The following is a 14,346-nucleotide window of genomic DNA, read 5'->3' on the forward strand; positions in this document are numbered from 1 at the left end:
AACGGGGCTTTTCTCACAGTTCGCTGGGGTGGTTACTTGACCAGGGCGAAACCACCCGTCCAGCCCGTGGCGCCTGCCGCGGCGAGGGTGAGCTGCAGGAAGCCGAGCGCCTCGAGTTCGCGGGCGCGCTTGAGGGCACCGGCATCCAGGGCCAGCACGCCACCGGCGACCAGCAGGGCGATGAGGGTGTTCTTGGCGTCGGTGTCGTCGCCGGCGACCAGCAGGGCGATGAGGGTGTTCTTGGCGTCGGTGTCGTCGCCGGCGACCAGCACCGTGGTGGGCGCGACGCCGTTGACGCCGCCGGTGGCCAGGGTGGCCGCGAACGTGGTGTTGAACGCCCTCAGCACGCGGGCGCCGGGGACCGCCTCGGCGATGACCTGCGCGGCGGAGCCGTCGGCCGGCACCACGAGCGAGTCGAAGGTGGCGAAGTCGAGCGGGTTGGTGATATCGACGAGGATCTTGCCGTCGAGGCTGCCCTGATACTGCGCGAGAACTCCGGCGACAGCCTGGTACGGCAGCGCGAGAACCACAATCTCGCCGGTGAGGGCGTCGCCCACGACTCCGGCGACGACGGATGCTCCCGCCTGGGTGGCCGCGGTCCTGGTCTTCTCGGCATCCTGCGCCAGCAGCTGAACTGAGGCGCCGCCCGTGGCCGCGATCGCCGCAATGGCGGTTCCCATGTTGCCGGCCCCGATGATGCTGATGCTCGTCATGACGTACTCCCTCTCGCCTTCCGGCGGATGATTAGTTGTTGTTACAAGTAATGTACCGCCTTTTACTTGTCGCGTCAACCAAACTCGGCCTGGCTTGATAAGCTGTCCCCATGGACACGAACGAAACGCCCGCCGTTCAGGGACTCAATCCGGCCCAGATGCACGCGTGGCTGCGTTTCGTGGCCGTGGTGGAACTGGTGCCCGGGCTGCTCGACTCGCAGCTGCAGCGAGACTCAGCGCTGAGCCACTTCGAGTACTACGTGCTCGCGATGCTCTCCGAGGCACCCGACCGCACCCTGCGGATGACCGGGCTGTCGTCGATGACGAATTCCAGCCTGCCGCGGCTGTCGCACGTGGTGCGCCGGCTCGAGGACCGCGGCCTGGTGCAGCGCACCCCGTGTCCGAGCGACCGCCGCGCGACCAACGCCTCCCTCACCGAGGCGGGCTGGGCCGTGGTTCAGGACGCCGCGCCCGGGCATGTGCGCACGGTGCGGGAAAACGTGATCGACCCCCTCACCGACGAGCAGGTGGCCCAGCTGGACGCCATCTCGAACCAGCTGCTGATGAAGCTCGACCCCACCAATCGCCTCAACCCCGGGGTCCCGAAGGGAGCCTGAGCCGACGGCCGGCGTGCCGGTTCAGCCGGTTCAGCCGGTCCAGCCCTCGACGAGTTCGATGAACGCGCTCAACTGCGCGAGCGTGTCCGCGTTGTGCGGCAGGGCATCCGTGAGCGCGGGCGAGTAGAGCAGGTACGCCGCCCACTGGGCGCGGGAGATGGCCACGTTGAGCCGGTTCGCCAGCAGCAGGAACTCGAGCCCGCGGGGAACCTCCTCGGCGCTGGACGCCGCCAGTGACACGATGGCCACGGCCGCCTCCCGGCCCTGGAACTTGTCGACGGTGCCGACCGACACGTCGTGCCAGCCGCCCAGGGCCAGCCGCTGCCGGATCGCCTCGACCTGCGCGTTGTACGGGGCGACGACGATGAGATCCTGCTGGCCGAGCGGGGTGCTCGCGCCGTTCACGGTCCAGGTGCGGCCGAGCAGCGAGCCGATCAGCCCGGCCACGGACTCGGCCTCTTCGGGCGACGAGGTGGAGTTGAACAGGTGCGGCACGGGCAGCGGATGGAGGCCGGGGGCGACCCCGTCCAGGTGTCGGGCAGCGGCCTGGGATTCGAGCTTGCCCTCGTAGGAGAGTCTGGACACCGGCGCGCACACCGCGGGGTGCATCCGCCAGCTCTTGGCCAGGAAATAGCCGAACTCGGCCGGGAGCACATCGTGCCCGTCGGTGAGCCAACCGAGAGCCGAGACGTCCACGGGCTCGGGGTGGGAGCCCTGGCTCACCTGCGGCAGTTGCTGCGGGTCACCGAGCAGCAACAGGCGCCGGGCCGCGACGGCGGAGGCGATGGTGCTGGCCAGCGAGAACTGGCCGGCCTCGTCGATCACGAGCAGGTCGAGCGAGCCCGGTTCGATGCGGGCCGCGTTGCTGAAGTCCCAGGCGGTGCCGCCGAGCACAAAGCCGCCGGCCTGGCCGGTGAACTCGGCGAACCGGGTGGGCGCCAACGCGGTCCAGCCGTTCTCCCGCGCCTCCTCCCCCGCCTTGGCCTTCTTGCCCACGCTCTCGGAGTCGAGTCCGGCCCTGAGCACGGCGCTGAGCATGTTCTCCACGGTGGCGTGCGATTGGGCCACCACACCGATCTTCCAGCCGTGGTCACGCACCAGCTCGGCGATCACGCGGGAGCCCGTGTAGGTTTTGCCGGTGCCGGGCGGGCCCTGCACGGCCAGGTAGGACCTGTCGAGGCCGAGCAGGCTGTCCCGGATGGCCGTGGTGATGTCGCCCCCGCTGGTCGAGCTCACGACGCCACGTGGCGCCACCCGCCGCAAAACGTCCAGCGCCGCATCCGGCAGCATGGCCGGCAGCGCGTCGAGCACCCGCTGGCCCCACTCCGCGATCGCGGGCACCTGGGTGCCCGGTGGCGGCGGGGTCGCCGGGGCCAGCGCCATCGGCAGTTGGTCGTAGGCGTCGACGCCGCGGCCGAGCTTCTCGGTGACGTAGAGCACCTCCTCGCCGGTGGCCTCGTCGACCAGGCCGGTGATCTCGGTGCGTTCGTGGGCCACCCGGGAGCCGGGCTCGCCGGTCACCCCGAGCGGAGGGTAGGGCGCGTCGTAGAGCAGGAACGGTTTCTGGCCGAGCTTGAGCGAGCTGCCCGGCGCCGGCTCGCCCTCGATGCGCAGCACCCTGGACAGGTTGCGGTCGCGGCCCACCAGCGTCCAGTCGCGGTCGACGGTGACGGCCGTCACGATCAGCGCGTCGCGGGTGGCCGACCATTCGTCGACGGGGTTCCGCAGCCGGTCGAAGTGCTCCTGCCAGAACTTCTTGCCCTCCCGACGGTGGTAGTCGATGGCGGCGGAGGCCAGGGCGATCGCGGTCTGGTCCGCCGTGCGGTCGCCGGCCGGGGCATCCGCCACCTGGGCGGTCAGGGCCAGGTAGACCGGGCTGGGCTCCCGCACCGGGATGGCGAGTTCGAGATCGCGGGATGCCGCGCGCGGGATGCCGGCCTCGTCGGCGCGGGCCAGCAGCCAGTCGCGCAGGCGCAGGGTGGACAGGCAGTCGTATTCGTTGTAATCGGCGATGGCGTCGAGCTTGGCCTGGGCGGCATCCGTCTGCCCGGCCCGGTACAGATCGCGGGAGTCGGCGTATTCGGTGATGGAATCGGCGGCGTTGTCGACGCCCTCACGGTGCTCGTCGCCCATGTAGAGCGGTTCGAGTTTCTTGATCGAGTAGCTGCGGGAGCCCACCCGCAGGCTTTTCTTGACCACCGGGTAGAGGTCGACGAGCACGTTGTCGCGGAGCAGGTCGTCGACGGCGTCTTCGCCCACACCGTGCCGGGCGGCCAGCGAGAGCAGGTGGGTGCGCTCGTACGCGGCGTAGTGGTAAATGTGCAGGTCTGGGTGCCGGGCGCGGCGGAGGGCCACGTAGGCCAGAAAGTCGATCAGGGCCTGGCGCTCTTCGGCGTAGTCGTGCGCCCAGAACGGGCGGAAAGTGCCGTCGGTCTCGATGAGGCCGAAGAGGTAGTCCAAGCCCCACTCCGGGCTGTCGGTGCCGGCGGCGGTTTCGCTGTAGAGCGGGTCACCCTCGAAATCGAAGAAGATGTCGCCGTCGTCGGGCTCGGGCAGGGCGCCGAGCGCCACCGGGTTGTAGACCTCGAAGGCGGGGGCATCGACGTGGCCAGGCTCCCCGGTGGCGAGCTGGCGGCTGTGGAGCTGCAGCCGGGCCTGGGCGCGGAGGGCCGCCACCGTGGCGTCCACGAGCCCGTCGACCGGGCCGGTGCTCGCCGCGAGCGTCTCGATGGTAGTCAAGCCCGCCTCGAGCAAATGCCGGCGCTGGGTGAGCCGCATGCCGGCGACGAGCAGCACATCGCGGTGGGCCTCGACCTCCAAGGAGCAGGCCGCACAGCGCCCGCAGGCCGCGTACCGCTGGTCGCCCCACGGGGTGGGCTCCGGGTCGGCGACACGTTCGTCGATCAGGCGCTCGAGCCGGGTGCGGCGCTTGCGGTAGACCGGCAGGATGTCGCGAAGCCGGTGGGTGCTGGTGCGTCCGTCGCCGAGCAGCAGGTGCACGTCTTCTCCGGTGCGGATGCCGAGCCGGTCGAGTTGGTCGCTGTACGCGGCCACCTGCAGCAGCGCGGTGATCTTCGCGGAACGGGCCAGTTTGGTGTCGTAGACCTCGTAGGCACCGTTCTCGGTGCGCATGATGAAGTCGGCGAACCCGACAAAACGGCCGTCGAAGAAGGTGGCCTGGAAGAGCACATCGGCCCCGGCCCGGAAGGCCTCGGCCGCCGCGGCCGCCGCCGCTGGCAGCTCCCGCATCGACGGGCGGGCGAACTCGACCACGTCGTGGCTCTGCCGCAGCCGTTCCAGATAGCGCAGCTCGTGTTCGTCGCCCAGGGCCCCGGCCCGGCGCAGCATGGCGTCGCCCTCGTCGGGCACGGTGTCGATCCGGCCGAGCTTGCCGTCGAGCTTGTGCATCACGGCCCACTCGCACCCCGCGGCGGCGCCGAGGTCGCTGGCGCTGAAGATCACGGTCGGCTGTGCTGTTGGCTGTGCTGCCGGCTGTGCTGTGGAATCGAGCAAGAACACGAAGGCGCCTCCACCTGCTGGGATGTCGTCAGGTTACCGGAGACCTCCGACACCGCCCCGCTCCCTGCAGCGCGGGCGGCGGTCTACGCTTGTCGGGTGACCACAGCTCTCGTGCACGAACCGGATGCCTCCCGCTACGCCCTCTACATCGACGGCGAGCTCGCCGCCCTGGCCGACTACCTCGTGCAGGGCGACACCGTGTCGTTCAACCACACCTTCACCGATCCCCACCGCCGCGGGCAGGGCCTGGCCGGGCAGGTCGTGACGTTTGCGATGGACGACGTCGAGGCCACCGGCACCCGCGCCGTGGCGCCGGACTGCTGGTATGTTGCCAGGTGGTTCGCCAAGCATCCGGAGCGTGCGAATCTGTTGCGGGTGCGCGGCTAGCCCTCTCGGCACCTCGGGATTCCGCCCGCCATGTTCCCAGGAAGAAGTGACATTCGAAGGACGGGATCGGCCACGGGGTCCTGATTTTCGACCTTTATCCTTGCAAACGCCGGTCGCTCAGGCTCCGGCGAAGCGCGCGCCGGCCAATCGGGCCAGGGCGGCCTCGTCCACGATGGGGATGCCGTAGTCGCGGGCCTTGCGGGCCTTGCCGGAGAGCGAGTCGGGGTCCGCGGCCACGAGGAGCTTGACCTTTTTGGTCACCGCGCGCCAGGGCACCAGGCCGGCGTCACGGAGTTCCCGCTCCAGGTCGCTGCGGGTGCGGCTCATCTCCCCGGTCAGTACGACCAGGTCGCCGGCCAGCAACGCGAAGCCCGCACCGGCCGAAACCGCGGTGGCGGGCGCCGGCGTCTGCTGCCGGGTCTCGTCGAGGGACGCCGCGATGGTGTCGGTGGGAAGCGCGAGGAGCATGCCCACGCTCACGAGGTCGGCCAGTTCCGCGCCGGTGAGGATGCCGTCCGACCAGGCGAGTGCGGTCAGCGCCGCGTAGTACTGCCGGTGCAGCGACTCGCAGGGGCCCGGGCCCAGGCCGAGGTCGCCGGCCAACCGCACCAGCGACTGGGCCTCGTGCGCCGAGAGCGCCCGGTCGAGCAGGCACCTGTCGAGCAGGGCCAGATAGTCCACGTATTCGGCCGGGCCCGCCACATCCGGCAGTCGGGTGGTGATGCATTCGAGGAAGGAGTCCGCGGTCATCGGGTGCGACGAGACTGTGCGGGCGCACCACGGCACCGACGAGGCCTCCCCGGCCGGCCACCGCGACACGGCGGCCGCGTTGAGGTGGGCGAACCAGAACTCCGGCGCATCCGCCGCTTCGATGTACGCGGAGAGCAGCTGCGCGGTGGCGAACGCGTCGACCGAGGCACGATGAGCGCCGCCCAGGTCGATGTCGAGGGCCGCGCAGCAGTCGGCGAGGGAACGCCCGGCGCCGGGAAGGAAGTCGCGGGCCAGCTGCATCGTGCACAGGCTCACGACCTCGGCGGGCGCGACATGGCCGGCCCGGCTCAGTTCGGCCAGCAGAAAACGGATGTCGAAACTCGCGTTGTGCGCCACGACGACCCGGCCGCGCAGCAGCTCGATGAGCTGCGGGGCGATCGCGGCGAAGGTGGGGGCATCCAGCACGTCGGCGGCGCGGATGCCGTGGATGGCCTGCCGGCCGAGGTCCCGGCGCGGGTTCACCAGGGTTTCCCAGCGGCCCTCGATCCGTCCCCGGTCGCTGACGTGCACCACGGCGAGCTCGATGACCCTGTCGTTGTGGGCGGGTGAGAGGCCGGTGGTTTCGAAATCGATCACGGCGAAACCAGGACCGGCCATGGGGCTCCTTCGCATTCGATATGCCTGACTCTAGACCCGTGGGCAAGTCGAACCGTGCCACCGGTCCGTGGCAGTGCTGGAGCGGATCGGCCCGGTGGCGGTCCCGCGGGGAACGACGGGTGTCGTCAGATCGAGAACTCGCCGTCGACCGAGGCAGCGGCGGTGAACGCAGGGGCGGCCGGGGTGTTGACGTAGGACGAGGTGACCAGGATCGGCATGTGATCGGAGGTACCGCGCGGCAGCGTCTCGACGTTGTCGATGGTGAGGCCCACCGAGGTGGCCAGGTCGAAGTGGCCGCGGAAGAATTTGTACCGCGTGTAGGTGCGGCTGTCGCTCAGGGTGAGGTCGTAGCCGGACTCCCTGACCTCGTTGCTGAGGTGTTTTTTGAAAATCGGGTAGTTGTAGTCCCCCACCATCAGGGTGGGCAGATTCGGGCCCAGCACGGCGAGTTCCTCGTGAGCCGACCGGATCTGGTTGCGCCGCAGCGAGTTGAGTGCCGTCAGCGGCGCGGCGTGAAAGGATGCCACCACCAGCTCTCGCTGCGCGGCCATGTCGAACAGTCGGGTGCCGATCAGCCGTTCGTGCGCCGGCGTGAGCACCAGGTCGTGCAGCGACTTCTTCAGCGCGAAGGTCTGGGTCTTCTGTGCGGTGAACCGGTCCCGCCGGTAGTACACCGCCAGCCCCAGCCGGTTGCGGGTGGTGGAATCCGCCAGGTGCAACAAACCGACCTCGGCGGGCAGGTCGAGCGTGTCGCACTCCTGCAGGCACAGCAGGTCGGGGTCGTACTTCTCGACCAGTGCGATGAGTTCGCCGCTGGCACTGTTCTTGCGCAGGTTGTAGCTGATGACCTTCACGTCAGACCTATCTGTGAATCGACGGTAGACATCAAGCCTACGTTCGCTGGGTGACGAATGCAGCATCGGCGTCGCCAGCATCCGACAGGCCCTGCGGGTATTCCGGGTCCTCTGGGAGCGCTGGTACCGTAAGTCCCGGGCCGGCGCCCGAACGCCGACCGCCACAGATTGGATGCTTACCCCGTGAAACCCTGGACGTTCACCACCTACACGATCGCCGCCTTCGCGTGCAGCGGCCTCGCACTGGCCCTCCTGATCCTCAACGCCTTCACCGGCAACGAGATGCTGTCCACGCTGCTGCCCCTGGCTATCGGCGCGCTGGTGCTTGGCGGCATCTTCTCGGTGCGCGCCCGCGTGCTGCGCTACCGCAACAGGGACATCACCAGGCGCTGACCGGTGTGGCCCCGCCGTATCGGGGCGACCGAAACCCTGCTAGCGTCCCCGGCACGGATGCCTCGCGGCGCGCTGTGGCGCGCCCGGCGCCATTGACCCGCCGTTGACCGGGGAGCTCCTGCCATGACCGATGCCTCAGCACCGCCGCCGTCCCCGCTGTCACCGGCGTCACCGGCGTCACCGGCAGGGAAGCGCCCGACTCCGCCGTGGCGCATCCTGCTGTACATTCTCATCCCGATCGTCGGGCTGCTCCTGCTCATCACGGCGTTCGCGTTCGGGTTGTGGGGACGGAGCGGTTCGGTGGATCGAAGCGCGGACCTCGCGCCAGGCACCAGCCTGAGCGTGGACATGCGAAACGCCGAGATCGTATTGCAGGCGAGCACCGACGACCAGGTGCGCGTGCGCCTGACCGGGTCCTACTTCGGCAACGAGCCCACCCTCTCGGCTCGCACCGAGGGCGGCGTCACCGAGGTGCGCGGCGGTTGCCGGCCCCAGTTCTTCTCCCGCTGCTCCGTCACCGTCACCGTGCAACTGCCCCGGGCGCTGCCGGTCACCGCGGTCGGCGAGAACGGCCGCATCACCGCATCCGGACTCACCGGCCGGGTCACCCTGAGCACGACCAACGGCGTCATCGAGACCGTCGGCACGGTGGGACGGGTGGACCTGCAGACCACCAACGGTGATATCCGGGTGACCGAGGCCGTCTCCAAGACCGTGGCCGCCTCGACCACGAACGGGTCCGTCACCCTGGAGTTCGTGGATGCGCCGGAGGTGGTCAACGCCGGCAGCACCAACGGGCAGATCACCGTGCGGGTGCCCGTCGACGGGGTGACCTACCGGGTCACCGCGCAGACCACCAACGGCTCCGTGACCGACGACAGCGTCTCCTCAGAAAGCACCTCGCGCCGTGCCATCACCGCGCAGACCACCAACGGCTCCATCACCATCGAGGCCACAAGGTAGCGCGGCTGAGCGCGCCGACCTGCGAGGATGGCGGCATGAGCGAGCAGCAGACAGGCACGATTGCGGCCGTGAGCCGGGACGACAAGCACCGGTTCAGCAAACCGGTCGTGGCCGGCATCCGCCTGGTGGCCGGGCACGGCGTCGAGGGCGACTCCCACGCCGGGGCCACCACCCAGCACCGTTACCTGATCCGCACCGATCCGGCCAGGGCCAATCTCACCCAGGTGCACCTGCTGCGCTCTGAGCTGCTGACCGAGCTCGCAGCCGAGGGGTTCGAGGTCTCCCCCGGTCAGCTCGGAGAGAACATCACGACCACCGGCATCGACCTGCTGGCACTGCCGCTCGGCACCCGGCTGCACCTCGGCGCCGAGGCCGTTGTCGAGGTCACCGGCATGCGGGACCCCTGCTCGATGATCGACAAGTTCCAGTCCGGCCTCAAGGGCGCGCTCAAGCACACGGATGCGGCGGGCCGGATCGTGCGGAAGGCCGGCATCATGGGCATCGTGCTGGTCAGCGGCGAGGTGGCCCCGGGTGACGAGCTGCGGGTCGAGCTCCCGGCCGGTGCGCACCAGCCCCTGGGCGTCGTGTAATCGGGAAAAAGTGACTTTCCTAGGACGGAATCACACCTAGAGTCCTGATTTTCGCCCTTTTTCCCGATAAACGTCCCCGAGGGTCAGTCCTCGTCGGTCGGGTGGAACCACGGCGGGTAGACGGCGACCTTGGGCTTGTGGCTGGCGGCCGCGAGGATCGGCTTGACCGCATCCCGCACCCGGTCGTTGGCGACGCCGATCAGGGTGATCAGGCCGAACGGCACCTCGCCGGGCACGAGCAGCTCGGCCTTGAGGATGGTGTCGGAATCGAGGTCGGCGCGGAGCAGACGCAGCATCCGGTCGGCCGCGGCGGCCGTGGCACCGAACCGGGTGGCGGCGAAAGCGGCGTCGCCATCGGTCACGGCGAAGTGGCTGGCCGACGGGCCGGCCGCGGTGGTCGCCTGCGCGTCGAGCACCTTCTTGACGGTGGAGACCAGGATCACGAAGTCGAACGCGGCGGCGTCGTGGGCGTCGTCGGAGAGGCGTGGGTCGAGCGACTGCGCGCGGATGTTCTCCCAGACCAGGGCGTTGGGCGAGAGGAAGAACGGCACGTGGTCGGCGACGGCGAGGCTGTCGGCGCCGGCGACGCGGGCGTCACGGCGAGCGCCACGGTTCGCGGATGACGAGATGTCGACGACGGGACGGTCGGCCCAGTCGTCGCTGCTGTCAGCCAGCAGCCGGCCGGTGGCCAGGATGCCGGGCAGGTTGCGGATGTGGGTGAGGTGGTAGATGCGCTGCTCGCCGACGTTGTCGTCCTGGCGCTTGGTCTTGGCGGTGCCCGTGGTGATCGGGGCGACGATGGTGCGCAGCGCCGTCGGCGCCTCGGGGGTGCGTGCTCGGCTGGCACGCGGGGCACGGGCGGCGGGCACGGTCGGTGCGACGGGGGCGGCGGGTGGGAAACACAGGGCGCACAGCTCCCCGTCCAGTCCGTGGATGCATTCCTCGTTCACTACTCAACCCTTCGTGTGCGCAGGCTCTGGCGCGTCGGGTTCGACGGACGTGTGCCTACCTATCTAAGTTACGGTCATTTCGCGGCCCGCGGTGACACAACCTGCCCCGTCCGGGGCTGATCCGCTGTTGATCGGGGTCCAATCGGGTGATTGAGCCCTGGCACGGCCACGAGTTCGGGCGCCGCCGGTGCGCCACCGGAGAATTCTGCCGGAGTTGTGCTCAGCGCAGAAGTTGGCCGGCCAGCTGGGCGAGACCGGCCAGCACCAGGAACACGCCGAGCAGCAGCACCGTGATGACAGTGATCAGTGACATGTTGTGCACCAACCAGCCGCGCAGTCGCACCAACCGCGCCCTCACCGCTGGGCCGCCGAACGCGTAGGCGAACACCGGGCCGAGCATGGTGATCGAGGCCAGCGCGGTGAAGACCGCCACCGAGATCAGAATGCCGGTGGGGTCGGTGTTCGAGCCCAGGATCACCACCCCGGCCGCGGCGGCCATCACCAGGTTCTTCGGCCTGAAGGCTGCGTAGCCGACCCCGATGATGGTCGCGCGCGCCGGCGTCAGCCGGTCAAGGGCGTTCAGCCAGCGCGGCAGCGGCACCTCGACTCCTCGCTGCGGCCGGTCGTGCCATTGCACCAGGCCCAGCACGATCAGGACGATGCCGAGCACCAGCGGTAGCACCACCTGCAGCGCGCGGCTGCCGGCCGACCTGTCGTGCGGCAACAGCGACGACAGCAGCGCAAGCAGCGTCGCCGAGAACATCACCCCCACGAACCAGCCGATGCTGAACCCCGCGGCAGCCTTGAACCCGTCGGGCGCGAGCAGCATCAGCAGCAGCCCAGCCAGCGGCAGCGGGCTGAGCGCGATGGTCAAGGCCAGTGGCAACAGCTGGCCCCACTCATTCACCCGCGCACCTCCCGTTCCGGCTACTGCAGAGACGAGGTCAGCCGGGCGAGGTTGTCGAACACCTTGGCGCCGGCGGGCCGGTCAAGCCAGTCGGCCAGTTCGACCTTGCTGCTGTTGGCCCGGTATCCGTCCTGTACCTCGCGCATCCGCCGCACGAAATCGGCCCCGTGCACCAACACCGACACCTCCATGTTCAGGCTGAACGAGCGGATGTCCATATTGCTCGACCCCACCACCGACACGTCATCATCGATGGTGAAGTGCTTCGCGTGCAGGACCGTGGGCTCGGCATAGAGGTAGATCGACACTCCGGCCCGCAGCAACTCCTCGTAGTAGGACCGTTGCGCGTGGTAGACGAGCGCTTGGTCACCGATGTGGGAGGCGAACAGCTCCACCTCCACACCGCGCGACGCTGCCGTGACGATGGCCAGCATCGTCGATTCCTCCGGCACGAAGTAGGGGCTGGTGATGCTGACCCGGCGCTCGGCCTTCTGGATGAGCATGGCGTAGAGCTTGAGGTTGTTGTCGTTCTCGAAGCTCGGCCCGCTCGGCAGCACCTGGGCGTCGAGCAGGTCCGGCGCCGGATCGAGCACGATCGGCGAGGTGTCGAAGGGCAGGATCTGGTCGGTTTCGCTGTACCAGTCGGCCAGGAACACGGCGTTCAGCTCGCGAACCGCCGGACCTTCGATGCGCATCATCAACTCGTGCCAGCGCAGTCCGCGCTTGAGGTTGCCGGGCTTGAGGTAGGTGGCGTCGATCATGTTCTGCGAGCCGCTGAAACCCAGCCGCGCGTCGACGACGAGAAGCTTGCGGTGGTTGCGCATGTCCGGCCGGCGCCACTGGCCCTTCCAGAACCGCAGGGGCAGCAGCGCATGCCACTCGGCGCCCATGTCAGCCAGCGCCGCCAGGGTCTCCTTCCGGCGCGGCAGCATCAGGCAGGCAAGGTAGTCGGAGAGCACCTTGACCTTCACGCCGCGTTGGACCGCTCGGGCGAGGGCGTCGAAGAAGGGCTGGGTGACACTGTCGAGCACCAGGATGTAGAACTGCACGTGCACAAACTCGGTGGCCTCGTCAACGGCCTGAACCATCCGCATGATGGAATCCTCGTAGTCCGGCAGCAGCTCCACCCGGTTGCCGCCCACCATCGGCAGCGCGCCGAGGTTGCGGTTCAGCCGTACCGCCGAGCCGAGCCAGGCCGGCCACTCGTCGCGGTGGCTGACCTGGTCCAGGCCCTCGGTGCGGGCCAGGATCAGCTCGTTCACCTCGCGCTGTTTCTCGCGGCGAGCCTTCGGCAGCCGCCCGACGCCCACCAACAGGAAGAGCAACACACCGAGGAACGGGATGAAAATGATCGCCAGCACCCAGGCAATGGCCGCGGATGGCCGCCGGTTGGCGGACACATACACGGTGGCGATGAGCACCAGCAGGGCATGCAGCGCCACGAGCAGCCAGGCACCGAGCTGAAAATCCACCATGGTCGTTCCCTCCTGCTGTGTCGACGTGAACGTACACCAGCATCACGCTGCCGGGGCCTTGGGCGGCACCGGCGTGAACCGCGTCGCGAGTTCGAGCAGCAGCCGGGTGCCGAATCCGGTAGCGCCTTGGCTGCGCCAGGATTCATCTTTCTCGGCCTGCATGGTCCCGGCGATGTCGAGGTGCGCCCACGGGATGTCGCCCACGAACTCGGCGAGGAACAGCGCGGCCGTTGTGGCCCCGGCGTACTTGCCGCCCATGTTCGACAGGTCTGCGACCTCGGAGTCCAGTTGCGACCGATAGCGCTTTTCCAGCGGCAGCTGCCAGAGCGACTCGTCGACCGCCCGCCCGGCGGCCACGGCCTGGTCGATGAGCGGCTGGCTGGTGCCGAACACGGCGGCGGTGTGCTGGCCAAGCGCCATCAGCGCCGCCCCGGTGAGGGTGGCGATGTCCACGATCGCGTCCGGCGCGTCCTCGCCGGCCAGCACCAGAGCATCCGACATCACCAGCCGACCCTCGGCGTCGGTGTTCTTGACCTCGACGGTGGTTCCGCCGCGGATGTGCAGCACGTCCCCGAGTTTCATCGCCGATCCCGATGGCATGTTGTCCGTGCACATCAGGAATGCGGTGACCTCGTTGGAGCAGCCCAGGTCCTTCAGCGCCGTCAGGGCGCCGAGCACAGCCGCGGCGCCGGCCATGTCCATCTTCATCGCCAGGTGCATGGGGTCGGAGGGCTTGAGGGAGATGCCGCCTGAGTCGTACATGATGCCCTTGCCCACCAGGGCCAGCCGGGCGCCGGGCGCCGCCAGGGCAGAGTTCGGCCGGTAGACCAGCTTGATGATGCGCGGCTCTTCGACGCTGCCCGCGTTGACGCCGAGCAGGCCGCCGCAACCCAGCTCGATGATCTGTGCCTTGTCGAAGATCGTCGTCTCCAGGTCCCGGTCGGCGCCGAGCCGCACCGCGACGTCGGCCAGGTCGGTGGCGGTGAGGTGGCTCGGCGGGGAGTTCGCCAGGTCGCGGGCGAGGTTGGTGGCGCGGGCCAGGATTTCTCCCCGGTGGGCTCCGTCGGCCACCGCGCCGGCCTGTTCCGGCGCCACCACTATGTCGAGCGAGATCAGGGGCACGTGGCCGCTGGATGGCTTCACCGCGGTGTACCGATAGCGCGCGAGCAGCACGCCCTCGGTGATCAGTTGCCCGACCAGCTCGGCCGGCAGGGGCACCACTCCCGGGTGCAGCCCTACCCGCGGGTGCCGGTGCGCGGCCCTGGCGAAGGCGGCGGCGGCATCTCTGAGGCTTGCATCGGTGATCTCGTCGGCGGGGCCGGTGCCCACCAGGTAGAGCTGCGGGCCGAACTGCTGCGGCACCAGCAGCGACTGGCCCGGCGTGGCGTCGAAGCCGAGCCCGGCGAGCGCCTCGCGGGGCACCGTGACCGCGTCGGGCAGGTCTCCGGTGGGCCCGACGAGGAAGCCGACGGCATCCAGGCCCACCGACACCTCGCTGACCACCAGCACGCCCACCGCGTTGGCCGGGTCGAGGGAGGGCGCCGCGCTGAACGACTCAGGAATGAGTTTGTGCGATCCGACGGACATGCGGGGCTCCTTGGAGGTAGGGG

General features: G+C 69.3%; 13 protein-coding genes. 5 read left to right on the forward strand and 8 right to left on the reverse strand.

Annotated elements, in window-relative coordinates:
- Positions 1–32: 32 nt before the first annotated feature.
- Positions 33–713, reverse strand: a complete 681-nt coding sequence (locus BJQ95_RS13035; RefSeq protein WP_130178940.1) for an NADPH-dependent F420 reductase — start codon at positions 711–713, stop codon at positions 33–35.
- Between the two features lie 110 nt (positions 714–823).
- Between BJQ95_RS13035 and BJQ95_RS13040 the strand changes: the two genes are divergently transcribed.
- A complete protein-coding gene (locus BJQ95_RS13040) occupies positions 824–1,330 on the forward strand; it encodes a MarR family winged helix-turn-helix transcriptional regulator (RefSeq protein ID WP_205750227.1) in 507 nt (168 codons plus the stop codon).
- Between the two features lie 30 nt (positions 1,331–1,360).
- On the opposite strand, the gene BJQ95_RS13045 is transcribed toward BJQ95_RS13040, so the two are convergent.
- Positions 1,361–4,849, reverse strand: a complete 3,489-nt coding sequence (locus BJQ95_RS13045; protein WP_240694901.1) for a bifunctional RecB family nuclease/DEAD/DEAH box helicase — start codon at positions 4,847–4,849, stop codon at positions 1,361–1,363.
- 96 nt (positions 4,850–4,945) lie between these two features.
- On the opposite strand from BJQ95_RS13045, the gene BJQ95_RS13050 reads away from it, so the two are divergent.
- Entirely contained in the window at positions 4,946–5,236 is a 291-nt protein-coding gene (locus tag BJQ95_RS13050; protein ID WP_130178941.1) for a GNAT family N-acetyltransferase, read from the forward strand.
- Between the two features lie 117 nt (positions 5,237–5,353).
- Here the strand turns inward: BJQ95_RS13050 and BJQ95_RS13055 are convergent, their stop codons facing one another.
- Together BJQ95_RS13055 and BJQ95_RS13060 are read right to left on the reverse strand one after the other, a co-directional pair.
- The gene (locus tag BJQ95_RS13055) at positions 5,354–6,604 is read right to left on the reverse strand and encodes an exonuclease domain-containing protein (RefSeq protein ID WP_130178942.1); all 1,251 of its coding nucleotides are present in this window, start codon (positions 6,602–6,604) and stop codon (positions 5,354–5,356) included.
- A gap of 125 nt (positions 6,605–6,729) precedes the next feature.
- Complete coding sequence (locus BJQ95_RS13060) at positions 6,730–7,458, reverse strand: endonuclease/exonuclease/phosphatase family protein (protein ID WP_130178943.1); 729 nt, start codon at positions 7,456–7,458, stop codon at positions 6,730–6,732.
- 183 nt (positions 7,459–7,641) lie between these two features.
- Between BJQ95_RS13060 and BJQ95_RS13065 the strand changes: the two genes are divergently transcribed.
- The 3 genes from BJQ95_RS13065 to BJQ95_RS13075 all read left to right on the forward strand — a co-directional run bounded on the left by BJQ95_RS13065 (position 7,642) and on the right by BJQ95_RS13075 (position 9,404).
- On the forward strand, positions 7,642–7,851 hold the full coding sequence (locus BJQ95_RS13065) for a hypothetical protein (protein ID WP_130178944.1): 210 nt from the start codon (positions 7,642–7,644) through the stop codon (positions 7,849–7,851).
- Positions 7,852–7,974: 123 nt separating this feature from the next.
- Positions 7,975–8,814, forward strand: a complete 840-nt coding sequence (locus BJQ95_RS13070; RefSeq protein WP_130178945.1) for a DUF4097 family beta strand repeat-containing protein — start codon at positions 7,975–7,977, stop codon at positions 8,812–8,814.
- Positions 8,815–8,849: 35 nt separating this feature from the next.
- The gene (locus tag BJQ95_RS13075; protein WP_130178946.1) at positions 8,850–9,404 is read left to right on the forward strand and encodes an MOSC domain-containing protein; all 555 of its coding nucleotides are present in this window, start codon (positions 8,850–8,852) and stop codon (positions 9,402–9,404) included.
- 83 nt (positions 9,405–9,487) lie between these two features.
- Here the strand turns inward: BJQ95_RS13075 and BJQ95_RS13080 are convergent, their stop codons facing one another.
- The 4 genes from BJQ95_RS13080 to BJQ95_RS13095 form a co-directional block, all read right to left on the reverse strand.
- On the reverse strand, positions 9,488–10,354 hold the full coding sequence (locus BJQ95_RS13080; RefSeq protein WP_256041379.1) for a DarT ssDNA thymidine ADP-ribosyltransferase family protein: 867 nt from the start codon (positions 10,352–10,354) through the stop codon (positions 9,488–9,490).
- Positions 10,355–10,574: 220 nt separating this feature from the next.
- Positions 10,575–11,261, reverse strand: coding sequence for a GAP family protein (locus BJQ95_RS13085; protein WP_130176445.1), 687 nt, complete (start codon positions 11,259–11,261; stop codon positions 10,575–10,577).
- A 20-nt stretch (positions 11,262–11,281) separates the two neighbouring features.
- On the reverse strand, positions 11,282–12,736 hold the full coding sequence (cls, locus tag BJQ95_RS13090) for a cardiolipin synthase (RefSeq protein WP_130176446.1): 1,455 nt from the start codon (positions 12,734–12,736) through the stop codon (positions 11,282–11,284).
- 42 nt (positions 12,737–12,778) lie between these two features.
- Positions 12,779–14,323, reverse strand: a complete 1,545-nt coding sequence (locus BJQ95_RS13095) for a leucyl aminopeptidase (RefSeq protein ID WP_130176447.1) — start codon at positions 14,321–14,323, stop codon at positions 12,779–12,781.
- Positions 14,324–14,346: the final 23 nt, after the last annotated feature.

The organism is Cryobacterium sp. SO1, from assembly GCF_004210215.2.
Classification (GTDB): Bacteria; Actinomycetota; Actinomycetes; order Actinomycetales; family Microbacteriaceae; genus Cryobacterium.

Excerpts from the sequence above, each read along its gene's own strand:
- BJQ95_RS13035 (WP_130178940.1), bottom strand. The coding sequence starts at position 713 with ATGACGAGCATCAGCATCATCGGGGCCGGCAACATGGGAACCGCCATT.
- BJQ95_RS13040 (WP_205750227.1), top strand. The coding sequence starts at position 824 with ATGGACACGAACGAAACGCCCGCCGTTCAGGGACTCAATCCGGCCCAG.
- BJQ95_RS13055 (WP_130178942.1), bottom strand. The coding sequence starts at position 6,604 with ATGGCCGGTCCTGGTTTCGCCGTGATCGATTTCGAAACCACCGGCCTC.
- BJQ95_RS13070 (WP_130178945.1), top strand. The coding sequence starts at position 7,975 with ATGACCGATGCCTCAGCACCGCCGCCGTCCCCGCTGTCACCGGCGTCA.
- BJQ95_RS13075 (WP_130178946.1), top strand. The coding sequence starts at position 8,850 with ATGAGCGAGCAGCAGACAGGCACGATTGCGGCCGTGAGCCGGGACGAC.
- cls (WP_130176446.1), bottom strand. The coding sequence starts at position 12,736 with ATGGTGGATTTTCAGCTCGGTGCCTGGCTGCTCGTGGCGCTGCATGCC.
- BJQ95_RS13095 (WP_130176447.1), bottom strand. The coding sequence starts at position 14,323 with ATGTCCGTCGGATCGCACAAACTCATTCCTGAGTCGTTCAGCGCGGCG.